A 26320-nucleotide genomic window follows, 5' to 3' on the forward strand; every position below is an offset into this window, starting at 1 on the left:
TTCGGCCCGCCGCGACGGCCGGATCACCGCCGCCCCGCGGGCGCACCTGAGTGGACGTACCCTGCCCAGACCGACGGAGCCCTACTCCACAGCGCGCGAAGCCGCAGAACCGCCTCGTGCAGGGCTGTCGCCGCCCCGTCCGCGTCGCCGTCGGCCGCCAGACGCTCGTACACGGTCCGGACCGGAGCGAGGGTGAGCGCGTCGTCCACCGGCCACAGGGTGCCCACGACCTGCCGGTAGCCCGACACCTGGAACGCGGAGGCGAGGTGCAGGGCCTCGTCGGTGAGCCGCAGGGTGGCGGCGGCGGTCCGGCACGCCGAGAGGAAGGCGAACTCGGCGTGATCGAGGGGGAGTGCGGCGATCTCCGGCACGGTGAGCGGACGGGTGCGATGGTCGGGAAGCAGCAGCCGGCCGGCCGAGGCCCCGGCCGGGTCGCTGATGCCGTGGCAGGCGAAGTGGACCCATGAGGCGTGGCGGAGCAGGTCCACCACCCCCGCGAAGGTGACCTCCGGCCCGCAGACGGTGTCGGCACGCTTGCCGAACAACGTCCGGATCAGCGCGACTTCGTCCTCGGCGCCTTCCAGATCGGGCAGCGGGCGGCCGTCCGGGAGCGGCGCGCCGGCCACGTGCGGCACGCCGACCGCCGCGACGCGTACCGGGGTCCCGGAGGTGCCGGGAGCGGCCGGCCGGGTCGCGTGGGCCAGGGCCCGCAGGGTGGGCGTGTACGAGGAGACCGCGCGGTCCATGACGGTCAGCGGCCGGGTGTCGAAGCGCGTGTCGTGCCGGCCCGCCGCGTGCAGGGGCAGGAACGACACGGCACCGGACGGGCACCACCAGATCCGCGCCGGACCGCCGTCCGGCGGCTCGCCCAGCGAGTCGAGCACGGGACCCGCGACGGTGTCCCACAGCCAGCGCAGCGTCTCATCGATCCGGGCCTGGGCCGCCGGTGCCAGGGCGGGACCGGCGGCCCGTTCGGCCTCGTCGACGGCTTCGAGCAGGGCGGCCCCGTGCTCGGCGGCGGCGGTCACGGTCAGGCCGGGCAGCGCGACCGGAGGCCGGACACCGTCGCGGCTCACCACGATCGCGTCGGAGCGCAGCACCGAGCAGTTGACGAGGACCGTGTGGCCGTCGGGCAGCGAGGCGAGGAGGTCAGCCAGCGGCGGCGGCTTCAGGAAGTCCGCGTGCCCCGGCAGAGCCCGGATCTTCCGCACCACGTCCGCCAGTTCCTCGCCCACGCGCCGGTGCCGCGCGGAGGAGAAGCGGGCACCGCCGGCGCTGAGCGCCGAGGGTCCGTCGGCCGTGGCCGCGTCGAGCTGCCGGAGCGTGTCACGGCAGGCGGTGAAGCGGTCCGCGAGACCGGCGTCGAGCCGCCTGAGATCCGTCAGGTCGGGCCGCTCGTCCAGCGCCTGCCCGAACAGGACCCCGCGCATCCGCTCGAAGAGGGTCACCGCGGTGTCGACGTCACCGGCGTTCAGCAGGGCGGCGGTCGCCGACCAGGAGGCCCCCTCCACCTTGGTCAGGCGGTACTCGCGGTCGGCCAGGGCGACCGTCCGGGCGGCCACCGGTCCCACTAGCTCGCCCGCCGCCCGGTAGCCCTCGGCCGACAGCTCCCACCGCTCGGCCAGGGCGGCCAGCCAGCCCCACCCCATCGCGGCCAGCACCGCCTGGCTGGGCGACGGAGAGGCCGCGGCCAGCCGGTACGCGGCCACCCCGGCCTCCATGTCCTCGATCCGGCACGCCAGTTCGAACCGCACACGGTAGGCGTTGCCCAGGTTGTGCTGGACCGTCGGCGCGAACGGGTGGCCCGGGGAGAGAAGCCCGGCCGCCCGGACCAGCGCCTCGATCGCCGCGTCGACGTCACCCGACACCGGCCCGGGGACCGACAGCGCCCGGCTCAGCAGGGCGTTGGCCAGATTGGACAGGGCGAGCGGCCGGGCGTGGCCGGGCAGCGGATGCCCGGCGGCGCTGCGCGCGGTCTCCACCGCCTCGCCCACGGCCTCCGGCGTCCCCACGAGTTCGGCGCGCACCCGCAGGGTGTTGCCCAGGTTGACCTGGATCAGCCCCTGGTCGGGGTGGTCGCGCGGGCACAGGTCCGCGGCCTTCCGGCCCGCTCGTACGGCCAGGCCCGCCAGGTCCGCGTCGCGCTCGATCTCGGCCTTCACGGTCAGCGCGCCGCTCAGAGCGGACTGGTGGCGGGCCTGGGCCGAGGGCGCCTGCCCCGGCTGGGCGACGGCGTCCCGGGCGGCCTCGACGGCGTTGTCCAGGTCGGTACGGTCACCGGTCGACTCGCCCCGGACGCGCAGCGCGTCGCTCAGGTTGCCCAGCGCCGTCGCGTACCGCGGGCCCTCGGGCGCGCACCCCCGGACCGCGCGGGTCGCCTCCGCGACCGCCTCCTCCAGGTCCTCCAGGCTGCCGGTCGCCTCCGCCCGGCCCCGCAGCGCCCGGGACAGGTTGTTGGCGTGGACCGCCCGGTTCTCGTCCCCCGGGGACGCGGCCGCCGCCTCCCGGAGGCGGACCACGGCCTGCTCCTGGTCGTCCTCCCGGCCGGTGAGCGCGGCGCGGGTCAGCAGCGCCAGACCGAGGCGGGAGGCCCGCACATGACGGTCCTCGTCCGCGGCCGGGGTGCCGGCCAGTGTCGCGGTGGCCAGTGTCACCGCCGCGTCCAGGTCGCCCACGTCACCCGTGCGCTCCCCGCGCAGCCGCAGCGCCTCGGCGAGCAGATCGCGGTGGTACGGCTCGTGCGGCGCCCGGTCCCGCAGGGCGCCGCGCAGCAGCCAGACGGCCCGGTCCAGGTCCGCCACGTCGTCGGTGAGCCCGAACCGGGCCAGCCGGCCGGTGGCGCAGTGGCCGTAGCCCGGTTCCGCCAGCACCTGTTGAAGGTGCGCCGACAGGTGGCCGGGCCGCTGCCGCCGTACCGGCCACAGCCAGTACACCGCGGCCTCGTACTCGGGGCGGTCCTCGCCCTCGGGCAGCAGGCAGTAACGCAGCCAGTGCATGCGCCCCAGCACACTGGACGCGTCCAGGTCGCCGCCCGGCTCGCCGATGATCCGGGCGAGGGTCGGCAGCGCCTTCTCCATCTCGGGGTCGAAGGCCAGGGTGCGGTCCTCGGTCCGCGCGTACTTGGTCAGCGCGGCGTCCAGCCCAGTCAGCAGCAGCCGCTTGGTCACCATGTCGAAGATCCGAGCCATGTGCGTCCATCCCCCTGAAGCCGTAGGAGCCTCGTCGACGACGGTCGACGGTCTGCTCCGGTCGGGCGGGCGGACCGCCCGAAGCACCCGACATGACCGAACCGCACGTGCGGAAGTCCACGGTGACCGATCCGGCCGCTGTCGTCACCATGGCCGTGCGTTTCGGGCCGGTGCCGTTTGCTGCCTCGGCGCAGGCGGGGAAGTCCGGCCCGGGCGGTCTCGCCCGGCGCGGTGCGTCCGGCGCGGTGCGTCCGGCCGGACCCGGGTTGGCTTGAGCGTGGCGTGGCGGCTTCGAAGATGAGCGTTCACCTGGACACACTCTGTACGCGCCTACTCTGCGTCACCATCGGGCTCCCGGCACCCCGTTCGCCGCCGACGAGCTCCGCCGCACCGTGGGCGCGCCCCGTCCCGCACCCGTGCCGTACTCCGAGGAGCCGTCCGGTGTCCACCGACAAGGAACCAGCGACCTGTCCGTTCGACTTCAGCGACGGACTCGAGTTCGATCCCGCACTCGCCGACCTGATGGGACGTGATGCGCCCGCCCGGGTCAGACTTCCCTACGGCGACGCCGAAGCCTGGGTCTTCACCGGCTTCGACGACGTCAAACGGGTGACCAGCGATCCCCGGCTGAGCCGGGCCGCGATCATCGGCCACGACTACCCCCGGCTCACCCCCGAGCCCATCGTCTCGCCCGAGTCGATCAACGTCATGGACCCGCCGCAGAGCAGCCGGGTCCGCCAACTGGCCGCGCAGGCCTTCACCCAGCAGCGGGCCGACGAGATGCGGCCCCGCATCGTCCGCCTCGCCGACAGCCTCCTCGACGCGATGGAGGAGCACGGCCCGCCCGCCGACCTGGTGGAGACCCTGGCCGACACGCTTCCCCAGCACACCGTCATGGACCTGCTCGGGGTGCCCCGTGAGGACTGGGCGCAGATGCAGGACTGGGTGCGCCGGCTGCTGGTCGTCGGCACCGGGACCAAGGAGGCCGCGGTGGCGGCGAAGGCCGACCTCACGGCCTACTTCGGCGAACTCGTCCAGCAGCGCCAGAAGTCGCCCGGCGACGACCTCATCAGCCTGATGGCCGAGGCCCGGGACGGCGACGACTGCCTCAGCGACCGCGAACTGGCGGTCACCGCCCTCACCCTGGCCCTCAGCGGCCAGGACACGGCGACCTGCCAGATCAGCAACATCGCGTACCTCCTGCTGACCCGCCCCGAACTGGCCGACCACCTCAGGAACCGGCCCGAGGACGTCACCGGCGTACTGAACGAGATGCTCCGCTACATCCCGTTCCGCAACGGGGTCGGCATCCCCCGGCTGGCCCTGGAGGACGTCGAACTGGGCGGCGCGCAGATCCGGGCGGGGGACTTCGTCCACGTGTCGTACCTGGCGGCCAACCGCGACCCGGAGCGCTACCCGGACCCGCACGTCATCGACACCGACCGGCCGAGCCGTCCGCACATGACGTTCGGCTGGGGCGGACACCGGTGCATCGCGGTGCCCCTGGCCATGGCGGAACTCGAGGTGGCCGTCGGGCGACTCTTGGAGCGCTTCCCCGGACTGCGGCTGGCGATTCCGCCGGAGGACGTGCGCTGGGACACCGAGACGATCCGCCGGTTCCCCCTGGAGCTGCCCGTGGCCTGGTGAGACCGCGGGGCCGGTGGACTCACCCGCCGGCCCGGTGTTTCGCCATGTGCCGGATCACCACGGGATGGTTGAGTGGTGGCCAGGGGTGGATTCCGTACCCAGGCACACAGGCCGGTACCCGGATGTGAGGACGCGCCTCATGACGGCGGGGTGGTGCTCGCGCACCGTACGGGCCGCGGTCTTCGCGGCCGTCTGTGTGGTGCTCGCCGCCCTCGGCCACGTCATGATGTCCGGTACGCATCTGCCGGCCTGGGCCTTCGCCCTGGGCGCCGTCACCACCGGTGCCGTCGGCTGGACACTGGCCGTTCGTGAGCGGGGCAGGCCGCTGATCGTGACGAGCGTCGTGGCCACGCAGATGGTTCTGCACACGGCGTTCTCGCATGCCCAGGCGCCCACCGGGGGTGCCCTCGCTCGCGGCGGGGGGTGGGGCGGGGGCGGGGGCACGGGAGCCGTGGGCCACATGTCGATGCCCCACATGTCGGTGGCCCACATGTCGACCCACCACATGGCGCCAGACCACACGGCTCTGGACCACACGGCTCTGAACCACATGGCCCTGGACCACATGGCCCTCGGCCACCCACCAATGGGCCGCTCGATCCTGGGCCATGTGGTCGCGCACAGCGCATACTCCGCCTCCGGCATGCTCGCCGCACACCTGCTCGCCGCCCTCCTCACGGGGCTGTGGCTCGCGTACGGCGAGAAGGCGGCGTTCCGCATCATCCGGGCGATCGCCGGAAGGCTGGCCGCCCCGCTCCGACTGCTGCTCGGCTTCCGGGGCGGCGCCGACCATCCCCGCATCCGGGTACCCCGCCCCCGTTCACGACGGGCGCGGGGTCTTCTGCTCGTCCACGCCATCACCTCTCGGGGACCACCGCCGGGGACCGCTGTCGTCTGAGGACAGCCGGTTTCCCGAGGCCGCTCCACGCACCTCGGGCCCCCGGCCGTATCCGCACGCGCGGACGCGTACGAGCGTCGTCGCCCCGCGGTACGGCCGCCCCCTTTCACCGGACCGGGATGCCGTCGCGGCGCCCCGGCCGGGCCGCGGACCCCCGAGAAGGACACCAGGTGATCACTTCCGCCCTGCCCGTCCCCCCACCCACCACCGCTCCCGACGTACCCGACGGCGACCCGGCGACCCTGTGGGCGATGGCCGCCCGGGACGGTGACGCCCACGCCGTCGAGCAGTTCGTCCTGGCGCTGCACCGTGACGTCCAGCGCTACGTCGCCCGACTGTGCGGCGACCCGCAGTCGGTGGACGATCTCGCGCAGGACACGTTCCTGCGCGCGCTCGGCAGCCTCCACCGGTTCGAGGGCCGTTCGTCGGCCCGCTCCTGGACGCTGTCCATCGCCCGCCGGGCGGTCATCGACAGCTACCGGCACGCGGCCGCGCGACCGCGTATCTCCGACGCGCCGGACTGGCAGATGGCCGTCGAACGGGCGCAGCCGCGCGGCCTGCCCGGCTTCGACGACGGCATCGCGCTGCTGGACCTGCTGGACGCCCTGCCGGCGGAGCGGCGCGAGGCGTTCCTCCTGACCCAGGTCGCGGGTCTGCCCTACGCGGAAGCGGCCGAGGTCAGCGCGTGTCCCATCGGCACGGTCCGTTCCAGGGTCGCCCGCGCCAGGGCGACCCTGATGGACCTGCTGGACGAGGCGGAGCAGCCGGCGTCGTCGCTCGCCGCCTGAGCCGACGGCGCGGCAGGGTGCCGTGCGGGGGCGTCCGTTCCCCGCACGGCACCCGCGTCCTCGCCGGCACCAGGCGGTTCACCTTCGTGTGATCCGGAGTCCTGCCGGGAACCGGCCCGCCCGCCGGACCGACTGTTCGGAGGACGGCCCGCCGAACACGGCGGCCGGACCATCAGCGACCCGGGGCGTACACACGCCTCACCCGGACCCAGGAGTGGCGCCATGGCACGAACGAACTTCCTCGTCACCGGTATGAGCTGCGGGCACTGCGCGGCCAGCATCAAGGAGGCACTGCGCGGGGTGCCCGGCGTCGGCGAGGTGGACGTGGACGTCGCCGCGGGCACCGTCGCCGTGGAGGGCACCGGCCTCGACGACGCCGTCCTGCGCGCGGCGATCGTCGAGGCGGGCTACGAGGTCCCCGGCACCGCGGCTGTCTGACGGACCGGCGGGCCCGGTCACCGCCGTACGGAGAACTGCGGCCCGTAGGTCTCGTGGGTGCCGGCCATCGGAATGTCCATCAGTTCCTCACCGGGGGACTGGAGCCTGCGCATGCCGCGCACGGCCGTGCGCAGGCTGTCCCGGTCGCCCTCGGCCCACGCGGTGTCGAGCGCGTCCAGCACCCCGGCGTACGTCTCGTCGAAGGCGTCGAGGAGGTGCCGGGCCTCGGCGGGCGGGTTCTTCCAGCCGCCCGCCGGGACCCGCGCCATGGGCCGGACGTCCGGGAACGGCACCGGCGGCCCGGTGAAGCCCCATTCGCCCCCGGTCTCGCGCAACTGGCGGCCGTGGTAGATCTCGGCGAAGGCGTAGTAGTGCGCCATGTGGCCGTCCCTGGGCGCGTCGGCGGGGGAGTGCGAGGTGCCCTCGCCCTGTTCCTTGATGATCTCGACGGCCTCCTCGACGTCTTCGAGGGTCCGGACGGGCCTGAGCGTGTCCTCGCCGATGCGTTCGTGCAGCTGCCGGTCCGTGTGCAGCTCGGGCGCCACGGCCAGGAACGCCGACAGCAGCTGCTCGTAGAAGAGCCCGATGCTCAGCGGGTCGTCGGCGCTGTCGGTGAGAGGGACGCCGGGCGCCTCGATGGCCATCATCACGTCGTGGACGAACGGCTTGGTCAGGCCGGAGAGGCAGACCTCGACCCCCGGATGCACGCCACCGGGCAGCGGCCCGGGGTACACGGGCGCCGAGGCCCTGATCCGGGGGCGGCCGCCCAGCGCCACCAGGAGATTGCACACGATGCCGAGGTGGTACATCTCGTCGGAGACGATGCGCCGGATCAGCCGAGCGGCATCGCACTTGCGGTTCCTGACCGACCACCATCCGCAGAGGTACGGCGGGATGGTGGCGAACTCGATCTCCACCGCGACCTGGAGCGCGGACCTCAGCCACGCGATGTCACGCCGCTCCGCGGGAACGGCGACCAGGCGCACCGCCGTGCCGCGCCGCGGGGGCGCCCGGTGAGCCTCCGGGCGTCCGGGGGTGTGGGCCACGGGGGCCAGGGCCACCGGTGTGCCCGCGGCCAGCGCGGCCGACGCCAGCACACTGCGCCGCCGCAACGGAACCCCGGTGTCCGCCGAGCCCTCGGGGGACCGCTCTGTCTTCGCCACCGCAGCCTCCGCACCCGCCCGTGACACGGGCAAATCGACCTCGGACCAGGTGCGCGAAGCTAGCAGCGGCACCGGGTCCTCTCCGGTGGCCCGCGACCGGCGACTCGCCCTTCCACCGGATCGGCGCACCACGCGGAACTCGACGCCGGACCGGTGCGACTACATGTCGAATGAGGGTCGCGGACCCGAGCCCGTCAGCCCCGCGCTCCAGGACTGATGCCGGATCAGCCGGGAAGCTTGTCGCTGGTAACGTGCAACTGCACATCATTCGCAATTAAGTCGGAGGACGTCGGCCATGGCGGTGTACACACTCCCGGAGCTCCCGTACGACTACGCAGCGCTCGCCCCGGTGATCAGCCCGGAGATCATCGAGCTGCACCACGACAAGCACCACGCGGCCTACGTGAAGGGCGCGAACGACACGCTGGAGCAGCTGGCGGAGGCGCGCGACAAGGAGTCCTGGGGCTCGATCAACGGCCTGGAGAAGAACCTGGCCTTCCACCTGTCGGGCCACATCCTGCACTCCATCTACTGGCACAACATGACGGGCCAGGGCGGCGGCGAGCCGCTCGACAAGGACGGCGTGGGCGAACTCGCCGACGCCGTCGCCGAGTCGTTCGGGTCGTTCCAGAACTTCAAGGCCCAGCTCACCAAGGCGTCCGCCACGACGCAGGGCTCCGGCTGGGGCGTCCTCGCCTACGAGCCGCTCAGCGGCCGCCTGATCGTCGAGCAGATCTACGACCACCAGGGCAACGTCGGCCAGGGCTCCACCCCCATCCTGGTCTTCGACGCCTGGGAGCACGCCTTCTACCTGCAGTACAAGAACCAGAAGGTCGACTTCATCGAGGCCATGTGGCAGGTCGTCAACTGGCAGGACGTCGCCAAGCGGTACACGGCGGCCAAGGAGCGCGGCGACAGCCTGCTGCTGGCCCCGTGACGGGTGTCGCCGCCGTCCATCGTCAGATAGGCGGCTTCTATGGAAGTTCTTTCGGGCCTCTTCGATGACTCGGCTGTTCCGAAGTGACGGATAAATGCCGAGCGACTTGCTTCGAGGCAGGTCGGCGATAAGCCGAGAGGCCGTTTTTCCCGAGGTCTCACCCCTGGAAAAACGGCCTCTCGAATCGGAGGGGAATCCGCCGCTCCCCTCCGGAGCGGTGTTACTGCTTGTCGCCTGCGGTGTAGGAGGCGGCGCCGGTGCCGGCGAGCTTGCCGCCGTCGACGATGAGGTATTCGTCGCGGATGGGGGTGCCGTCGAGGAAGCACTCGAGGATCTCGCGGGTGCCGGCGGCGTAGCGGGCCTGGGCGGTCAGCGAGGTGCCGGAGATGTGGGGGGTCATGCCGTTGAAGGGCATGGTCCGCCAGGGGTGGTCGGCCGGGGCGGGCTGGGGGTACCAGACGTCGCCGGCGTAGCCGCCGAGCCGGCCGGACTCCAGGGCGCGGACGACGGCGTCGCGGTCCACGATCTGGGCGCGGGCGGTGTTCACGATGTAGGAGCCCTTGCGCATGCTGTTCAGGAGCTTCTCGTCGAACAGGTTCTGCGTCTCGGGGTGGAGCGGGGCGTGGATGGAGACCACGTCGACGTTCTTGGCGAGGTCCTGCGCGGTGGCGTGGAAGGTGAGGTTGAGCTCTTCCTCGATCTCGCGGGGCAGCCGGCGCTTGTCGGTGTAGTGGAGCTTGACGTCGAAGGGCTTGAGGCGGCGCAGTACGGCGACGCCGATGCGGCCGGCGGCGATGACGCCGACGTCCATGCCTTCGAGGTCGTAGGAGTGGGAGACGCAGTCGGCGATGTTCCAGCCGCCCTCGGCCGCGATCTTGTGCGACGGGAGGTAGTTGCGGACCAGGGAGAGGACCATCATGACCGCGTGCTCGGCGACGCTGATGGAGTTGGAGTAGGTGACCTCGGCGACGGTGATGCCGCGGGCGATCGCGGAGTCCAGGTCGACGTGGTCGGAGCCGATCCCGGCGGTCAGGGCCAGCTTCAGCCGGGGCGCCTCGGCGATCCGCTCCGGGGTGAGGTAGGCGGGCCAGAACGGCTGGGAGATGACCACGTCGGCGTCGTGCAGGTGACGGTCCAGCTCGGAGTCCGGGCCCTCCTTGTCCGAGGTCACGACCAGCGTGTGACCCCGGGACTCCAGGAACTCACGCAGACCCAGCTCACCGGAGACGCTGCCCAGCAGCTCACCCGGGATGAAGTCGACGGCCTTCGGCGAGGGAAGGGTCTGACCGCCCGGATAACCCTCGATCTTCGGCAGGTCGGTGCGAGCGTACTTCGGCGGAAAACCAGTCTCGGGGTCCGGGTAGAGAACACAGACAATCTTAGCCACGATTTCCTCCTCTGGAATGACGGAATAACCCCGGAGTTCCTTTCCGGTTCCCGTTCCGAAAACCACACTCCACCCGTTCCGGGGGCAGGGTCAAAGAAGGGGTTTCGACCGCTTGATAGGAGCTGCTTATCAGGCTGGCCTCTCGATGTCGTCAGGTTGCCGGTGGCGTCGACCTGGGGACTGTCCGAGGTGAGTGAACTAGCCTTCTGAGTGGTGGAGTTGGTCGACAATCGCCTGTGGCCCCCCGAGGGCGGGTGGCGCCTCGATGTCGACCGGCGCGGACGGCCCGCCCCTTCGCGGGGCGTCCCTGGTGTGGCCGAGGACACAAACTGAGCGCAGCGCAAATGCCAACCATGCAGCAATCAGGTGCTGCATATGCGACCAAATGCAGCCCCTTTGCGTCGCAACTGCCACCAGCCGACGTAGGTGCTTGGCGCGCGAGGGCGAGTCGCGCGGCTACCTTGAACGCGCACAGCCAACAGATCTCCCGTCCCGCGAGGAGCGACATGAGCCTGAGCATCCGTAACCAGATCGCCGGCACCGTCACGGACATCGCCCACGGCGAGGTGATGGCGACCGTGAAGGTGCGTCTCGAGGGCGGCCACGACCTCACCGCCGCGATCACGCTGGAGTCCGTGAAGGATCTCGGTCTGGCCGAGGGCTCGGCCGTCCGCGCGCTGATGAAGGCCACAGAGGTCGCGCTCGCCACCGAGCGGGTGCGGGGGCTGTCCATCCGCAACCAGTTGCCCGGCACGGTCAGCTCCGTCGCGCTGGGCGGTGCGATGGCGACGGTGAGCGTCACCGTCGACGGCGGCGCGCTCACGGCTGCCGTCACCCGGGACGCGGTGACTGACCTCGGCCTGGTTGCGGGCTCACCGGTCGTCGTACTGGTCAAGTCGACCGAGGTGTCCCTCGCGAACGCGTGAGGCGGGCGCCCACCGGGGCGCCCCGAAGGCGGCGGGCCGGGGGCGCGTCCCCGGCCCGTGCCCGTCCCCGCGACGGCACAAACGCTGATACGGCTACACCCGCGCGCGGGCCGGAACCTCCCGGGCGAGGGCGATCGCGACGACGCCGAGAAGGCTCCCCGTCGTCCAGCGTTGCCACTTGGCCCATGCCGGGCGGCTCTTGAGCAGACCGGCGATCGATCCGGCGGCGAGCACGATCAGCGCGTTCACGGTAAGCCCCACGGCGATCTGTATGGCGCCGAGAGTGAACCCTTGGGCCGTGGTGTGGCCGCGTGCGGGATCGATGAACTGCGGGATGAGCGCGAGGTACAGGATGGCGACCTTGGGGTTGAGCAGGTTGGTGATCAGCCCCATGCGCAGCAGCCTCCAGTGCGAGTCGCGCTGGAGGTTGCTGCGTGGCTCGAACAGCCCGCGGCCGCCCTGCCTGAGCGCCTGCCAGGCCAGGAACGCGAGGTAGGCCGCGCCGGCGGCCTTGAAACCGATGTACAGCCAGGGGACGGCGACGAAGACCACTGCCAACCCCACGTTGGCCAGGGTCATGTACACGAGGAAGCCCACAGCAGTCCCGATCAGCGAGACAAGCCCAGCCGTGCGCCCTTGGCTGACGCTCCGAGACACCAAATACACCATGTTCGGGCCCGGCGTCAGTGCCATACCCAATTCGACCAGGGCCATTCCGCCGGCTGCCGCCAATGAGATCGTCACACCTGCCACCATGTCAGACCAGCGGGTAGTCGTAGCGCAGAAAGCCCTTGAAGCTCGCCACCTTGTCGTACAGCGCGCGGGCAACGGTGTTGGTCTCCTGAGTGGTCCAGTACAGGCGGGCGGCCCCACGCTCCCGCGACACATCGGCGACGTTCTCGATCAGCATCCGTGCCACCCCCCTTCCGCGCGACTCCTCGGCGACGAAGAGGTCCTGGAGGTAGCAGCTGTCTTCCATCCAGAACGTCGGGTGGAACAGATAGTGCGCGATGCCGACCAGTTGCCCGTTCGACCACGCCCCGACAGCGTGGAACCCCGTACCGCGCCGCAGCCGCTGCCACGTCTCCTCGTACCCCTCGTCCGTCACCGGGGTCCGGTAGAACGCCTTGTAACCGCGCGCCAGCACTTCCCACTCCGCACGGTCCTTCTCGCGCAACGACCCGATGTCGATCACGATTGCCCCTCCTCGAACGCCGACCGTCAGTTGGTCCGGTGAGCCGCCGGGTGCGGTCTAGCGCACCACCAGATCAAGCACGTCATACGGACGTGCCGCGACCGGGTGGCCACCGGCCCGGAATTCCGCACGTGCGCTCCAACTGGCGTGCACGCCCAGCGATCCCGCGGCGTCGGCACAGCCGAGGTCGACTTCGGCATCACCCACGTACGCCGTCTCCCCGGCCGGTACGCCGAGTTGCCGCTGAGCCAGTAGCAGTCCGTCCGGCGCCGGCTTGGGCCGCTCGACGTCGTCCCCTGCGACGAGCACGTCGAATCGCGCCTCGACACCGGTGGCGGCGAGCATGCTCAGAGCCGCTCGCCGCGTGGCCGCCGTGAACACGCCGAGGCGCAGGCCCGCGCCGGCGAGTTCGTCGAGGAGCGCCGGTACGCCGGGGAAAGGCCGCAGCTCGGCGACGGCCGGGTCCAGGTGTGCGTGGAAGCACTCGACCTCGGCGGAGCCGCAGGCGCGGCCGAGGAAGTGTGCCAGCACCAGTTCGGTGTGGCCGACATGCCGGCCGGCGACCACCTCGTCCGGCGTGACCGGCGGGCCGCCGAGCGACCGAATGGCGTCGGCGTAGGCCCGGGACACCGTGGGGACGCTGTCCAGAAGCGTCCCGTCCATGTCGAAGACAACTGCGCGCATGGCTCACCACCCTGACCGCCGGGCCCCCTTCGACGCCAGGGCCACTTCCACGGCACTGGCCCGTTTCGAGCGGAGCGTCAGCATCACGGAACGTCGAGCGGCAGGTCCCGGTGGAAGACGGCCATGGCCAGGCCGGGGCCGTTGTAGTCGTCGACGACCTTCGCATCGAAGCCGAGGCTGCGGTGGAAGGCGATCGAGCCGCTGTTCTCGATCGATGTGATCGCCTTCAGCCGCCGTGCGCCCTGGCGTTCCGCGACTTCGGCGAACGCCGTCCAGAGACGACGCCCGAGCCCGGTGCCGCGGGTGTCGTCCCGGGTGGCGATCAGATGCACGTACCCGGTGCCGTCCGGCGTGACGAACCCGAAGACGTACCCACGGATGCCGTCCTCGGCACGGGCGACCAGGCAGGTGGAGCCGAACTCCTGCACCAGGGCCAGCAGGTGCAGCGACCGGAGATCACGTTCGCCCCAGTAACGGGAGTGATCGGTCAGCACCCGATGGAAGTCGGCCACCTCGGCCGGTGCGATGTGTATGTCCATGACGGCGATGATGGCAGGCGCCTCGGCTGAGAGGATCACGAGATGCCTCTGCCTCAGCCCGATGATCTGACCTCGCTGGTCCTGCGTACCGACTTCGGTGACGAGGCGGCCTGGAGCGCGGTCAAAGCCGCACTCGACGCGGCCGGCGACCACCTCCATGCCACGTACGTCAGCGAGCCTCGCTTCGCCGACGTAGGAGTTCAGGCATTGCTGGACGAAGAGGCCGCCGCGGACGAGGACGAGCAGATCGTCCACATGTTTCTGGCGGACGCGGCCACGATGAAGTCTCCGGGGCACCCGCTCCTGGCCGTGGACCTCTCGGACGAGCCCGGGCGGACGTTCAGAGTTCCCGTGCGGTGGTTTCCCGACATCTCGGCCAACCTCAGCATCGCCAACATGGACTTCGCGGAGTTCGCCGACGCCGCTGACGCGTCAGGGACCTTCCGCGGCTTCGACGAGGGCTGACGCCTCCTCGTGGCGGCCCGTCCGGACGAGCCGCCGGCTTCTTCGACGAGAACCTCACCGCGTGACCCCGTTCAGTTGCTCGGCCAGTCCTACGATCACGCCGTCCGGGCCCCGGAGGTAGCAGAGCAGGTAGCTGTCCTCGAACCGGGCGATGTCGCCCACGAGTTCGGCACCGTGCGGGCGTAGGCGGGCGACGGTGTCCTCGATGTCGTCGACGGCGAACATGACCCGGTGCGTGCCCAGGACGTTGTGGGGCCGGTCGCGCGGGGCGTCGATCATCTCGGGGCTGCGGTACCGGGCCAGTTCGAGCCGGCTGTGACCGTCCGGCGTCCGGAGCATGGCGATGTCACAGTGCACGCCGTCCAGCCCGGTGCACTGGTCCGCGAAGCGCCCCCGCACCTCACCCCGGCCCTCCAGCTCCATACCGAGCTCCACGAAGAACGCGACGGCGGCGTCCATGTCCTCGACGACGATGCCGACGTTGTCCATCCGCTGAATCGCCATGCTGGCTTCCCCGCTTCCTGTGGCCGAGCGTTGTACCCGGAAACGTATCCCCGGATCAACGCTTCGGCACGGAAGCCGGGTTCACCGGACGGCGAGGCAGGCACCCAGTGGCGCTCCTCGTTCACTGGTGCACGTGCGCGCGCTGCCCGTCACGATCGAAGACCATGATCAGCTCGGCGGGAGCGTCCAGCGCCGTGATCGCGTGCGGGACCATCGTCGCGAACTCCGCCGCCTCTCCGGCGTCGACGTCGATCTGCCGCTCGCCCAGCCACAGACGCACACGCCCCTCGAGCACGAGGAACCAGTCGTGGCCCGGATGCACCCGCTGGCCGGGCCGCTCCTCGGACGGCTCGACGCGCATCTTCATCGCGACCATGCGGCCGTCCGGACGGCTCAGCGGCCACGTCGTCCGGGTGCCGCTGCTGTGCGCGACCGGACGGATGACGACATCGTCGTCGCTGGGCACCTCGAAGAGCACGTCGAGGCTCACCTGGAGAGCGTTGGCCAGCGGTACGAGCACGTCGAGGCTCAGCGTCCGCCTGCCCGTCTCGACCCGGCTGATGGTCGACGGGCTGAGGTTGGTCCGCTGGGCCAGCTCGTCGAGGGAGTACCCCAGGGTGGTGCGCAGGCTGCGCAGGCGGGACCGCGCCAGGGCTTCGATGTCGGCGGCTGCGTTCATGCTCCCATCCTGGCATCCCTTGCTGATTCCGCAAGAGCCTTTGCGGAGAACGCCGGACGTCGTACGGTCGGAGCCATGAGCACTCATCCCCCGCAGGGCGGGCCCTCAGCCCGGTCCGAGCACGCCGAGCACGCCGAGCACGCGAGCCACCCCCAACACCCCACCCTGGAGCGGCACTGCGACGTCGCCGTGATCGGCGGCTCGGCCGCCGGTCTCGCGGCCGCACTGCAGCTCTCCCGCCAGCGGCGCGGCGTCGTGGTCGTCGACGACGGCACCCCGCGCAACGCCCCGGCCGCGCACATGCACGGCTACCTGGGGCACGAAGGGGCCGCGCCCGGCGAGCTGATGGCCGTCGGCCGCGAGGAGGTGCGCGCGTACGGCGGGGAGGTGCTCTCCGGCCGGGTCGTCGGGGTGCACCGCCGCGACGACGGCAGGTTCCGGCTCGACCTCACCGGCGGGCACACACTGGTGGCCCGCCGCGTTCTCGCCGCCACCGGCCTGTCGGACGAGCTCCCCGGGATCGACGGCGTCGCCGAAGGATGGGGGCGCGGCGTGATCCACTGCCCGTTCTGCCACGGCTACGAGGTGCGCGACCGGCGTCTGGTGCAGATCGTCACCCACCCCATGGGCCTCCACCCGACCCCGCTGTTCCGCCACCTGACGGACCGGCTGACCGTCGTGCTGCACGAGCCGGCCGGGATCGACGAGACAACCGTCGACGCACTCGCCGCCGCCGGCGTCACAATCCAGCGCGGCAGGGTCGGCCGAGTGCTCACCGGACCGGACGGCGAGGTGTCCGGGGTCGAACTCAGCGACGGTCGCGTCCTGGAAGCCGACGCCGTCGTGGTCGGCTCTCGCTTCCGGGCACGCGCCGACGTGCTGGCCGGGACCGGGCTCACCACCACCGCGCACCCGACCGGTGCCGGTGACGTCCTCGAGGTCGACCAGCGCGGCGAGACCGCCGTACCGGGGATCTACGCGGCCGGCAACATCACCGACCCCAGCCTGCAGGTGCTGCCGTCGGCCGCCCGGGGCAGCCAGGTCGGTGCCATGATCGCCTTCAGCCTCGCCGAGGATGATCTGCGCGCCGCCGTCCGGCACTCGGGCGAGGAGGCCGACTGGGACCACCGCTACGGAGGTGACGAGCGCGCCTGGAGCGGCAACCCCAACGGCACCCTCGTCCACGAGGTCACCGCCCTGACCCCCGGCCGGGCCCTCGACGTCGGGGCCGGGGAGGGAGCCGACGCCCTCTGGCTGGCCGAGCGCGGCTGGAAGGTGACCGCCACCGACATCTCCGGCAACGCGCTCGCCCGGGTACGCGCCGAGGCCGCACGCCGCGGGCTCCCCGTCGACCTCGTACGCGGCGACGCGAACGACCCCGCCCCCTTCGGCACCGAGCGCTTCGACCTGGTCTCCCTGCAGTACGGATCGTTCAAGCGCACGCCCGACCAGCGCGGTCTGCGCAGCCTGCTCGCCGCCGTCGCCCCCGGCGGCACGCTCCTCGTCGTGCACCACGACCTCACCCCGCTGAGCGGCCCGGCGGACGTGGCCACCCAGACCCGGATGTACGACCCGGCGGCGTTCGTCGGGATCGACGAGATCGCCGCCGCGCTCACCGCCGACCCCGACGCATGGCGCGTCGAGATCCACGAGACCCGGCCACGCCCCGGCGGCGCGGCAAGCACGCACCACGTCAGCGACGTCGTGCTCCGCGCGACCCGGCCGGCGGCCTGATCGCACCGCCGGACGGTTCATGAGGAGGTACCCGAGCGGGGTGACTCCCAGGACCGGCAGTGCCCAGCTCAGAGCCAGGGTCGCCGGAATCCCCAGGACGAGAACGGACCACTTGCTGTGGGCGGTGATGTCGCCGGAGTTCCTCGCTCCGTCCGGCCGGCAGCCTGCGCTGGTCAGGGACGGCAGTCAGCGAGGCGGCCAGGCTCGGGACGATGAACGCGGCCGCCTCGGTCCCCGAGCAACCTCGGCATCGGCACAACCCGCGACCGTTCTGCACTCGTGGTTCCCACGAGCTGTCGGGCCTGGCTGCCCGTCACCCGATCCGTGCGGTCGCTGTCGACGGGCGGATGAGGGTCTCCGTATCCGGATCTTCCTCGGCCAGTTCAGTCAGCACCGTTTCGACGGTCTCGCTCGCCTTCTGGAAGATCTCCTGGCCCGAGGCGGTGAGGCGCACCTCGGAGCCTCGCCCGTCCCCGGGCGCCGGCTTCCGTTCCACGTACTCCGCGTTGATCATCTGGCTGAGCAGCCGGGAGACCTGGGGCTGGCTCCGGGAGGAGCGGGAGGAGATTTCTCCGGCGCGGACCCAGTCCCGTTGCTGCCGCATGACGTCCATGATCTCAAAGGCGCTCACGCAGAGGCCGTATCGAGAGGACAGGGCTCGCTCGATCGCCTGGTTCATGCGCGCGCCGACTCGTAGGTAGGACAGCCACTGCTCGCCAAGGGGGTTCGCCACGCCCTTGAGTGTAAGTTCCTCGGCCCGCCTTGTCGATTCATTCGCATGAATGTAAGTTGCCGCCGAAGGAGGCAGAGACGATGACTGAAGCGATCTCCCCGGCGGAGACGGAACAACAACAGAAGCCCGCGCCCTGGGCGTCGATGGCCGTAGTGGGTGTGGCCCAGTTGATGGTCATGCTGGACTCGACCGTCGTGAACGTGGCATTACCCTCGATCGGTGCGGACCTTCCGGCCGGTCCCTCGGCGCTGCAGTGGACGATCAGCGCGTACGTCCTGATGTACGGCAGTCTCCTGTTGTTCGGGGGACGTGTCGCCGACGTCGCGGGACGACGCCGGACGTTCCTCGGCGGGCTGACCGTGTTCACGGCCGCCTCGGTGCTGTGCGGGGCGGCGGGCGATGACAGGCTGCTCGTCGCGGGCCGGGCGCTCCAGGGAGTGGGGGCGGCGCTGCTGTCGGCCGCCGCGCTCTCGATCGTCCTCGCCGTGTACCAGATTCCGCAGCAGCGCAAGATCGCGCTCACGGCCTGGAGCGGTCTCGGTGTGCTGGGCGCGACCATCGGGGTCGTGCTCGGCGGGCTGATCGTGACGGCGGTCAGCTGGCGGTGGGCGTTCCTGATCAACGTTCCGGTGGGAGTCGTCGCTTTCGCAGGTGCGTTGCGCAAGGTGCCCGCCCTGTCGGCGACCACGCCCCGACCTCTGCGGGTGCCGACGGCCGCCCTGGCCTCGGCGGGGCTGGCCTGTCTGTCGTACGGGCTGATCCGGCTCCAGGACGGGATGGGTACCCCGGCCGCATGGATCGCCGTCGGCGCGGCCGTCGTGCTGCTCGCGGTGCTCACCGTGACGGAGCTCAAGGAGAGCGATCCGCTGCTGCCGCTGCACCTGCTGCGCATTCCGACGTACTGGCTCGCCAGCGTCGGGTTGCTGCTCGCCGCCGCCGTGATGATCAGCAGCTCCTACCTGGCCAGCATCTACTTTCAGCGAGTCCACGGCATGAGCGCCCTGGCGGCGGGGCTGTCGCTGCTGCCGATGGGGCTGGCTTCGCTCGTCGTCGCGCTGGTCGTACCGAAACTTCTCACCGCGCTCGGTTCCGGCGGTCTGTACGTCACGGGGACTCTCGCTCAGCTGGTCGGCGCCGGGGTGCTCGCGACCGGGACCTCCAGCGTAGCCGTGACCGTCCTCGCGCTGGCCCTGATCGGTGCCGGTCTCCCCAGCTGCTTCGTCCCGCTGTACGGGTTCGGCAGCTCCCACGTGCGCCTCCAGGAGTCGGGCGTCGGTTCGGGACTGCTCAATACGTTCAACCAGACCGGTGCCGCGCTGGGCATCGCGGTCATCGGCACGATCCTCGCTACCGCGGTCCGTGACGAGCGTGGCGCGGGCGCATCCGCCGCCGACGCGACGACCACCGGCGTCGGCCACGGCTTCCTCGCCCTGGCAGTCTGCGCCGCCATCGCCCTCGTCATCGCCCTGGCCCTGCGCGGCCTGAGCCGTGTCCCGCAGCAGTCCTGAAAGGTGTTCGCCCGTGACGTCCGGCACCGAAACCAGCAAGGCCCGCGCTCTCGAGGTCGTCGAGGAGGCGATCGAACGTTCCCGTAAGGCCTCCACGGAGGCCGAGGCGCTCGGCGTCTTCGTCACACCGCTGCACGACCAGGCCCTGAAGGCCTACCGCGACGCTCCCCGGGAGGGCCCGCTCACCGGGGTGACTCTGGGCGTCAAGGACGTCGTCTTCGAGTCCTCCGCCCCGACCGCCGCGGGGAGCCGCGTCCGCCTGGCCGACTGGCCCCGGGGCCAACCCGAGGCCACCGTGGTCTCCCGGCTCAAGCGCGCCGGTGCTGTCGTGGTCGGCAAGACGGCCACGATGGAGTACGCCCTGGGTGTCCAGGACGGCAGCGGGCCCGGCCCTGTCAGCCGGAACCCGTGGGCTGCCGACCGCTGGGCCGGAGGATCGAGCTCCGGTTCCGGCAGCGGTGTCCTCACCGGCTGTTTCGACGCGGCGGTCGCCACCGACACCACCGGCAGCCTGCGCATCCCCGCCGCCTACACCGGTACGACGGGGCTGAAGGCCACCCGAGGCCGGGTGCCGACCACCGGGACCTACCCCCTTGCCCCCTCCCTGGACACCGTCGGACCCGTCGCCGGTTCCGTCGAGATGTGCGCCCGGCTGCTCCAGGTCATGGCCGGCCCGGACCCGGACGGCGACCCCTTCACCGCCGACCACCCGGTTGGTGACTACCTCGCCGCCCTGCGGGCCGAGCCGACCGGTCTGCGGATCGGCGTCGACGCGCTGGGGGACCACGCGGACGCCGGCGTCGATCCTGCCCAGCCCGAGGTCTTCGCCCGCGCGTTGAAGGATCTGGACACCCTCGGTGTACGGCGCTCCGCCGTCAGCGTGCCCTCCTATCCGCTGCTCAACGTGGTGGGCAACGTGATCATGCTGGCCGAGGCGCACGAGATCCACCACGACTTCCTCGCCCGCGACTGGGGCAGTTACGGCAAGGGTGCGCGCTGGGTGTTCTCGGCCGGCGAAGCCGTCACCGCGCGGGACTACCTGCGGGCCCAGCGAGTACGGTCCGCTCTGTCACGCGAAGTCGACGCGCTCTTCGGTGAGTTCGATCTGCTGATCACTCCCACCTGCCACCTGGGAGCCCCGGAGCTGGACCGGATGCACCCCCTGGACCCGTCGACCTATCTGGGGTCCATGCACACCACGGCGTGGAGTGTCACGGGACATCCTGTCGCGGTCGTCCCGATCGGCTTCACCGCGGACGGCCTTCCGCTGTCGATGTCGATCGTGGGTCCCTACTGGCACGAGGAGCGGGTCATCGCGGTCGCCGGCGCCTTCCAGCGCCTCACCGACCACCACCAGCAGCGCCCCGCGTAGGTTCCGCGCAGGAGAGGAGAGAAGACGGATGACGAACATTCGCCCGGAGGATCTCACCGAGGAGGACCGGGGGGCCGTGGCGGCGGCGGCCCAGGTCGTCCGGCAGCTCACCGGGGTATTGCGGGAGATTCCCTGCGATGTCACCAGGTCCGTTCGGGCGGGTCTGGCACCGCGGAACGAAACCGCCCGGTGAACAGCGGATAACGTTCTGCCCGCGCCAAGAACAGGGCGGGCAGAACGTTATCCGCAGACCGCACCGGATATCTCGGGCGGAGATCTTCGAGGAGTGAGACTCGCGAGCAGATACTGATCGCATTTCCATCGCTCGGAAACCTTGGCCGAAAATTACTTGTGTGGCCTGTTTTCCCTCATGCGGCCGGATGATCGGCCTGCAATGCGCTGCGGGCGTCGTAGGAACGCTGCGCGGCGTTGATGAGCGGGGCGTTCTTGGCCGACCATATGACGATCGGCTGCACTGCCCTGAGCAGGCCTTCTCCCAGTGAGGTGAGGCGGTAGGTCACGCTCGGCGGTCGGCCGTCGATGACCTCACGCTGTATCAGGCCGTCGCGCTCCAGTCGGACCAGGGTCTCCGAGAGGACCTTGGCCGAGACCCCGCGCAGAGCGGTGCGCAGATCACCGAATTGGGTCACGCCGCGCGCGAGTTGGCTGCATACAGCCATACTCCAGCGCTCACCTATGCGGCTTAGTACTGGACGAGTAGGGCATATCCGCTTTTCCACTGTTCCCCCGTGGTTGGCAGTTACCTGTAAGTAATCAGGTACGCCAGACGTTAGTTGCTCACGGTGAAGTGTGCCAGGCCCTTTTGCTAGAACTTGATCTCAGACGGATGTGCATCCCCGGTGGATGTACAACGAAGGGATCATCATGCCAACCTCTTCACTCCACGTGAAGGATCTGCTTTCCAAAGCGGCGCAGGCATCGCCCGCATGGAAGTCCGCGGGCGCCACCGTCCGCTTCGTGCTCACCGAGCCCGGCGTCGAGATCGCGCTCGACCCTCAGGGCCAGGAGACGGACGCCACGCCCACCCATGTGCTGAGCATCAGCTGGCCCGAGCTGTGCGACATCGCCGAAGGGCGCCGCAGCTTCCTGCGTTCGCTCACCTCCCAGCGTTTCACCGCACACGGCCCGGTGCTCCAGACCGTCGCCTTCGGGCAGGCGCTGGCGACCTTCGAACTCGACCACTGACCGTCCCGAGACGCGGAGTCACCATGACGTTCACACACTCTCCCGCCGACCACCCGCTGCTCCAGCCCCACGAATCCGACGTCCTGCGCACCGTCGCCACGTTCGCCCGCGAGGTGGTCGGCCCCGGCGCCGCCGAACGGGACGCCATCGAGAAGGGCCAGGTGGACTGGGCGACCGTCCGGGAAGGACACGCCCTCGGGCTGCTGCGGATGGCGATCCCCCGGGAAACCGGCGGCCTCGGCCTGGGCCAGCTCGCCCTCGCTATGGTGCTGGAGGAACTCGCCTCCGCCGACCCCGGCATGGCCCTGGTCTTCGGTGCCACCGGTCTCTTCCAGACCCCGCTGCTGGTCTGCGGCGACCCCCGGCTCCAGGAGCGTTACCTGGCGCCCTTCCTCGGCCCCGAACCCGTACTCGCCTGCAACGCGGTGGCCGAACAGTTCAACGGCACCGACCTCGTGCTGCCGCAGAACTCCCCCCACGCCCAGAACATGACGACCGCCCGCCGCTCGGGCGGCGAATACCTCCTCAACGGCACCAAGCGGTACATCACCAACGCCCCGTTCGCGACCTTCGCCACCGTCATGGCCAACCTCGAGGACCATCCCGGCTCCACCGGCCTGACCTGCTTCGTCACCGATCTGGAACAGGACGGTGTCGAACGCGGCGAGACCCACGACAAGGTCGGCTACCGCACCGCCCCCGCCGGCGAACTGGTCTTCACCGACGCCCGGGTCCCCGAGGAGAACGTCATCGGGGACGAACGCGGCGGCTGGGACCTCAACGTGACGGTCGGCAACCTGACCCGAGTCGGCTGCGCTGCCATAGCCACCGGCATCGCCCGGCACAGCCTGACGCGCGCCCACGCCTGGTGCGGGGAGCGCAGACAGGGCGGCCGGCTGCTGTACGAGCACCAGATGTCCGCGCGCAAGCTCGCCGACATGGCGGCCCGCGTCTCCGCGGCCCGGGCACTCTACGTCGACGCCGCCGTCAAGGCGGACACCATCCTGCCCACCCCGGCCTACGAACCGGCGGTCGCGAAGCTGGTCGCCGACCGCGCTGCCATCGACAACGCCGACGCCGCCATGTCGCTCATCGGCGCTCAGGCGTTCCAGCGCGACGACGGCATGGACCGCGTTCTGCGCGACGCCTACGGACCGCGCATCTACGAAGGCTCCCCCGAGGCTCTCGCCCTCGTCATCACCGACGAGCTCTACGACATACCGGGGGTCCGGTGACGACCACCTCGATCGACGGCCACCACGGCCACGACGGCTTCACCGGCCACCTCCTGCGCGAGAACGCCGAGCTGAGCCTGCCCCACCTGGAGACCCGGGTGACCGGTGCCCCCCTCTACCGGGCCGTCACCCCCGAAGGTCTCCTCGTCCTCACCCTCCGGGGCGAACAGCTTCCCGCGTCGTACCTGGACCTCGTCCACACCTTCCGCCTCACGCAGTACCTGCACCGCGGGTGGGTCGACGCGGTGGCGGTGTCGGACAGACGGCTGCGCCACGAGCCCTACGACGGACAGTCGCTGCGCGACTTCCACACCCTGGTGACGGAGCCGGACACCGGCCGACTGCGCGGGTACGGAACGCTCGCCCTGTCCCCGGACCCTGACGGGACCTCACTGAGCGACCCCGTTCACAAACCCTTCGTCGTCGAGCGGGACTACGGCATCCGGCTGGCCGCGCACCTCGGACCGAGCACCCTGTCCTCGGCGGTGGGGGAGGGCAAACGGCTGGTCCGGGACTGGGCCATGCCCAGGTCGCAGGCCGCCGCCTCGGTCCCCTGGTGGGTCTACCTCGCCTGGGCGCATGCCTGCCTCGCGGTACTGGAACACCCCGGTGGCGCCATCGTCGGCGACGGCAAGAAGACCGGGGCGATCCACCAGCTCGGCCTGCTCGGATTCCGTACCCGGGTCCTGGACGCCACCACCCCGCTGCCACCCGGCCCCGGCGACCTCTTCGCCCCCATGTGGGGCCAGCACGAACGGTCGTACCCCTTTCTCCTGACCGACTCCGCCCGACTGCGGCCGACTCTGGAATTCCTCACGTCGGTGCTGATGTCGGGGCGTACGGGGTCGGTGCGCGCACAACTCACCGAGTTCCTGGAGACAGACGCATGAGCGCACCGGACATCGGCACCCCGCGACTGGCACGCGAGCTGGACGAGAACACGTTCTACGCCTGCCTGACCCAGCGGAACCGGGGACTCGTCGCCGCGGACCTCCAAGCCGAGATCCGCACCACCCGGCTGCTGGTGGCGGGCTGCGGCTCCATCGGCGGTGCCACCATCCAGCCCTTGGGGCGCATGGGCTACCAGCACTTCGTCCTGGCGGACGTCGGGACGTACGAACTGAACAACCTCAACCGGCAGAACGCCACGGTCGACGACCTGGGCCGCAACAAGGCGGAGGTCGCCGCGCAGGCCCTGCGCGGCATCAACCCGCACACCGACGTGACGGTCGTCCCCGACGGTGTGACGGCCGCCAACGCGCAGACGCTGGTCGCACAGGCCGACGTCATCGTCGACGGGGTCGACGTCACCACAGCGGCCGGGCTGGCCGCGAAGGTGCGCCTGCATCAGGAGGCGTGCCGGCAGCGCAAACCCCTGGTGACGGGATGGGACATGGCCGGCATGCTCGCCGCCCAGGTCTTCGACTACCGCGTGGTCCGGCGGATCTTCGACGGCCAGCTCCTCCCCGGCGACGAGCAGCGCCTCGGCACCTGGGAGGTCGTCTTCCGAATCGCGCCCCGGGCGTACATCCCCGGCGAGATGTTCCGTGAACTGCGCGGTGGGCTGGGCCGACCGGACTACAGCGTGCCGCAACTCGCGGAAGCGGCGACACAGTTCGGGTCGTTGTCCGTGCACATGGTGAACGTGCTGGTGGCCGGCCGGACCCTGCCCCGCACGGTCGCGGTGGATGTGCACCGGATCTCCAGGACCCGGGGGCGCCGCCTCGCGGGCGATCTGGCCCGGCAGTTCGAGCGCGCCCGGTTCCTCGCCCACCTGCCCGCCGCACAGGCGTGGAACGGCTTCGCCCCCAAGGCCGCCTACCGTGCGGCCCGCCACCTGAGCACCGAGCGACCCCACCGGAAACGAGTCGGAGAAAGGACGACGGCATGAAGGAGTTCCGCTACACGAACCTACGTGAGGCGGCCATCCCGCTCGACGACGCGGCGCGCCAGAGCATCGAAAGAGAGGTGCGGCGCCTGTCCCGCGCGTACGCGGGACGTTCCCTGCACGACACCGATCTGCTGCACGCCGTGGAACTCGCGGCCACGGCACTGCCCGAGACCGTGTGCAAGGCCCTCCTCTCCTTCCGCGACAAGGGCAACACCGGCGGCTGCCTGCTGCTGACGGGTCTGCCGATCGGCCCACTGCCCCCCACCCCGGACGCGGCGGAGAGCGAACCGGCCTGGACGGACGTACCGGTGGCCACCATCAGCCAGCTTCTGGTCATGTCGGTGCTGGGCCGCTCCATCTCCTACAGCGACGAGAAGTCCGGCCGCCTGGTGCAGGACGTGTGCCCGAAGAAGGGCGCCGAGGAACGCCAGGAGAACAGCGGTTCGGTCCTCCTGGAACTGCACACCGAGGACGGCTTCCACCCCACCCCACCGCACTTCCTCAGCCTGATCTGCCTGCGCGGAGACTCCGACGGCGTCGCGGCCACGGTCACCAGCGGCATCCTGGACGCCCTGCCGCTCCTGGACGCCGACACCATCGCGGCGCTGCGCCGTCCGGAGTTCCGCACCCGGTACAGCACCTCCTTCGTGCCCGACGACGCGGCCGAGGTGCTGACCGACCCCATGCCGGTGCTCACCGGCCCGGACAGCTGCCCCGAGCTGCGCGTCGACTTCCACGGGACGCTTCCCCTCACCCCCGCGGCGCGGGCGGCACTGGGCCGGCTGGAGCGGGCCATGCTGCGCTCACTCAACGGCCTCGTGCTGAACCCCGGCGACCTGGTCATCGTGGACAACCGGCACGCGGTCCACGGCCGCAGCGGCTTCACCCCCCGCTACGACGGCCACGACCGCTGGCTGCGCCGGTCCTTCGCGGTGGCCGACCTACGCCCCCTCAACGACCGGCTGACCGAGGGCCGCAGCCACCGCCCGGTCGTCACGGCCGTCGACCCTCACCTCACCCAGACGGCCACGACCGTCTGACCCCCCACCTGTCATCACACCGGGTGGGGACCTCCCCAGTGAGCGAGACCCCGCACGCGACCATCGTCCGGTTCCTCGTCGACGACCCGCAGGGTCGAACGCCGCCAAGGAGGGCGAGCACGCGGTATGAGCACCGCTGCCCCGATCCCGACCGTCGGCACCG

At 71.1% G+C, this 26320-nt stretch carries 27 protein-coding genes; 16 read left to right on the forward strand and 11 right to left on the reverse strand.

Annotation, left to right across the window (positions count from 1 at the left end; genetic code table 11):
- Positions 1-23 precede the first annotated feature (23 nt).
- Positions 24-3188 carry a CHAT domain-containing protein gene (locus tag ABZ898_RS07015; RefSeq protein WP_361653646.1) on the reverse strand — a complete coding sequence of 1055 codons (3165 nt, stop codon included), beginning with the start codon at positions 3186-3188 and terminating at the stop codon, positions 24-26.
- Positions 3189-3280: 92 nt separating this feature from the next.
- Here ABZ898_RS07015 and ABZ898_RS07020 point away from each other — a divergent pair, with 92 nt between their 5' ends.
- The 5 genes from ABZ898_RS07020 to ABZ898_RS07040 all read left to right on the forward strand — a co-directional run bounded on the left by ABZ898_RS07020 (position 3281) and on the right by ABZ898_RS07040 (position 6959).
- Entirely contained in the window at positions 3281-3463 is a 183-nt protein-coding gene (locus ABZ898_RS07020; protein WP_361653648.1) for a hypothetical protein, read from the forward strand.
- A gap of 166 nt (positions 3464-3629) precedes the next feature.
- Positions 3630-4835, forward strand: a complete 1206-nt coding sequence (locus ABZ898_RS07025) for a cytochrome P450 (protein ID WP_361653650.1) — start codon at positions 3630-3632, stop codon at positions 4833-4835.
- Positions 4836-4974: 139 nt separating this feature from the next.
- Positions 4975-5733, forward strand: coding sequence for a hypothetical protein (locus ABZ898_RS07030; protein ID WP_361653652.1), 759 nt, complete (start codon positions 4975-4977; stop codon positions 5731-5733).
- A gap of 170 nt (positions 5734-5903) precedes the next feature.
- Positions 5904-6521 (forward strand): sigma-70 family RNA polymerase sigma factor, encoded by a 618-nt coding sequence (locus ABZ898_RS07035; RefSeq protein ID WP_361653654.1) that lies wholly within the window; start codon positions 5904-5906, stop codon positions 6519-6521.
- Between the two features lie 222 nt (positions 6522-6743).
- A complete protein-coding gene (locus ABZ898_RS07040) occupies positions 6744-6959 on the forward strand; it encodes a heavy-metal-associated domain-containing protein (RefSeq protein WP_361653656.1) in 216 nt (71 codons plus the stop codon).
- A gap of 17 nt (positions 6960-6976) precedes the next feature.
- On the opposite strand, the gene ABZ898_RS07045 is transcribed toward ABZ898_RS07040, so the two are convergent.
- Complete coding sequence (locus ABZ898_RS07045) at positions 6977-8122, reverse strand: ferritin-like protein (RefSeq protein WP_361653658.1); 1146 nt, start codon at positions 8120-8122, stop codon at positions 6977-6979.
- Positions 8123-8417: 295 nt separating this feature from the next.
- Here ABZ898_RS07045 and ABZ898_RS07050 point away from each other — a divergent pair, with 295 nt between their 5' ends.
- Complete coding sequence (locus ABZ898_RS07050) at positions 8418-9059, forward strand: superoxide dismutase (RefSeq protein WP_361653660.1); 642 nt, start codon at positions 8418-8420, stop codon at positions 9057-9059.
- A 220-nt stretch (positions 9060-9279) separates the two neighbouring features.
- Here the strand turns inward: ABZ898_RS07050 and ABZ898_RS07055 are convergent, their stop codons facing one another.
- Complete coding sequence (locus ABZ898_RS07055) at positions 9280-10446, reverse strand: NAD-dependent formate dehydrogenase (RefSeq protein WP_361653662.1); 1167 nt, start codon at positions 10444-10446, stop codon at positions 9280-9282.
- Between the two features lie 506 nt (positions 10447-10952).
- Here ABZ898_RS07055 and ABZ898_RS07060 point away from each other — a divergent pair.
- Positions 10953-11372: a TOBE domain-containing protein gene (locus ABZ898_RS07060; protein ID WP_361653664.1), complete on the forward strand. Its 420-nt coding sequence runs from the start codon at positions 10953-10955 to the stop codon at positions 11370-11372.
- Between the two features lie 93 nt (positions 11373-11465).
- Here the strand turns inward: ABZ898_RS07060 and ABZ898_RS07065 are convergent, their stop codons facing one another.
- The 4 genes from ABZ898_RS07065 to ABZ898_RS07080 form a co-directional block, all read right to left on the reverse strand.
- Positions 11466-12086, reverse strand: coding sequence for a LysE family translocator (locus ABZ898_RS07065; RefSeq protein WP_361653847.1), 621 nt, complete (start codon positions 12084-12086; stop codon positions 11466-11468).
- Positions 12087-12129: 43 nt separating this feature from the next.
- Positions 12130-12567 (reverse strand): GNAT family N-acetyltransferase, encoded by a 438-nt coding sequence (locus ABZ898_RS07070; RefSeq protein WP_361653666.1) that lies wholly within the window; start codon positions 12565-12567, stop codon positions 12130-12132.
- 57 nt (positions 12568-12624) lie between these two features.
- Positions 12625-13251, reverse strand: coding sequence for an HAD hydrolase-like protein (locus ABZ898_RS07075; RefSeq protein ID WP_361653668.1), 627 nt, complete (start codon positions 13249-13251; stop codon positions 12625-12627).
- A gap of 83 nt (positions 13252-13334) precedes the next feature.
- Positions 13335-13790: a GNAT family N-acetyltransferase gene (locus tag ABZ898_RS07080; RefSeq protein ID WP_361653670.1), complete on the reverse strand. Its 456-nt coding sequence runs from the start codon at positions 13788-13790 to the stop codon at positions 13335-13337.
- 42 nt (positions 13791-13832) lie between these two features.
- Here ABZ898_RS07080 and ABZ898_RS07085 point away from each other — a divergent pair, with 42 nt between their 5' ends.
- A complete protein-coding gene (locus tag ABZ898_RS07085; RefSeq protein ID WP_361653672.1) occupies positions 13833-14255 on the forward strand; it encodes a hypothetical protein in 423 nt (140 codons plus the stop codon).
- 54 nt (positions 14256-14309) lie between these two features.
- On the opposite strand, the gene ABZ898_RS07090 is transcribed toward ABZ898_RS07085, so the two are convergent.
- Positions 14310-14759 carry a VOC family protein gene (locus tag ABZ898_RS07090; protein WP_361653674.1) on the reverse strand — a complete coding sequence of 150 codons (450 nt, stop codon included), beginning with the start codon at positions 14757-14759 and terminating at the stop codon, positions 14310-14312.
- Between the two features lie 121 nt (positions 14760-14880).
- Positions 14881-15438: an XRE family transcriptional regulator gene (locus ABZ898_RS07095; protein ID WP_361653676.1), complete on the reverse strand. Its 558-nt coding sequence runs from the start codon at positions 15436-15438 to the stop codon at positions 14881-14883.
- A gap of 75 nt (positions 15439-15513) precedes the next feature.
- Between ABZ898_RS07095 and ABZ898_RS07100 the strand changes: the two genes are divergently transcribed.
- A complete protein-coding gene (locus ABZ898_RS07100; protein WP_361653678.1) occupies positions 15514-17172 on the forward strand; it encodes an FAD-dependent oxidoreductase in 1659 nt (552 codons plus the stop codon).
- Positions 17173-17485: 313 nt separating this feature from the next.
- Here the strand turns inward: ABZ898_RS07100 and ABZ898_RS07105 are convergent, their stop codons facing one another.
- On the reverse strand, positions 17486-17905 hold the full coding sequence (locus tag ABZ898_RS07105; protein ID WP_361653680.1) for a MarR family winged helix-turn-helix transcriptional regulator: 420 nt from the start codon (positions 17903-17905) through the stop codon (positions 17486-17488).
- A gap of 80 nt (positions 17906-17985) precedes the next feature.
- Between ABZ898_RS07105 and ABZ898_RS07110 the strand changes: the two genes are divergently transcribed.
- Positions 17986-19413, forward strand: a complete 1428-nt coding sequence (locus ABZ898_RS07110) for an MFS transporter (RefSeq protein ID WP_361653682.1) — start codon at positions 17986-17988, stop codon at positions 19411-19413.
- Between the two features lie 13 nt (positions 19414-19426).
- On the forward strand, positions 19427-20785 hold the full coding sequence (locus tag ABZ898_RS07115; protein WP_361653684.1) for an amidase: 1359 nt from the start codon (positions 19427-19429) through the stop codon (positions 20783-20785).
- A gap of 368 nt (positions 20786-21153) precedes the next feature.
- Here the strand turns inward: ABZ898_RS07115 and ABZ898_RS07120 are convergent, their stop codons facing one another.
- A complete protein-coding gene (locus tag ABZ898_RS07120; protein WP_361653686.1) occupies positions 21154-21525 on the reverse strand; it encodes a helix-turn-helix domain-containing protein in 372 nt (123 codons plus the stop codon).
- A gap of 166 nt (positions 21526-21691) precedes the next feature.
- Here ABZ898_RS07120 and ABZ898_RS07125 point away from each other — a divergent pair, with 166 nt between their 5' ends.
- Genes ABZ898_RS07125 through ABZ898_RS07145 form a run of 5 tightly spaced genes read left to right on the forward strand, consistent with a single transcriptional unit; the run spans position 21692 to position 26157 of the window.
- Positions 21692-21991, forward strand: a complete 300-nt coding sequence (locus tag ABZ898_RS07125; RefSeq protein WP_361653688.1) for a hypothetical protein — start codon at positions 21692-21694, stop codon at positions 21989-21991.
- Positions 21992-22014: 23 nt separating this feature from the next.
- Positions 22015-23226, forward strand: a complete 1212-nt coding sequence (locus tag ABZ898_RS07130; RefSeq protein WP_361653690.1) for an acyl-CoA dehydrogenase family protein — start codon at positions 22015-22017, stop codon at positions 23224-23226.
- Positions 23223-24116, forward strand: a complete 894-nt coding sequence (locus ABZ898_RS07135) for a hypothetical protein (RefSeq protein ID WP_361653691.1) — start codon at positions 23223-23225, stop codon at positions 24114-24116. Before ABZ898_RS07130 ends, ABZ898_RS07135 begins: the two co-directional genes overlap by 4 nt.
- Positions 24113-25117: a ThiF family adenylyltransferase gene (locus ABZ898_RS07140; RefSeq protein ID WP_361653693.1), complete on the forward strand. Its 1005-nt coding sequence runs from the start codon at positions 24113-24115 to the stop codon at positions 25115-25117. The genes ABZ898_RS07135 and ABZ898_RS07140 overlap by 4 nt, the downstream gene beginning before the upstream one ends.
- Complete coding sequence (locus ABZ898_RS07145) at positions 25114-26157, forward strand: TauD/TfdA family dioxygenase (protein ID WP_361653694.1); 1044 nt, start codon at positions 25114-25116, stop codon at positions 26155-26157. Before ABZ898_RS07140 ends, ABZ898_RS07145 begins: the two co-directional genes overlap by 4 nt.
- Positions 26158-26320 lie beyond the last annotated feature (163 nt).

This window comes from Streptomyces sp. NPDC046860, assembly GCF_040645115.1.
Classification (GTDB): domain Bacteria; phylum Actinomycetota; class Actinomycetes; order Streptomycetales; family Streptomycetaceae; genus Streptomyces.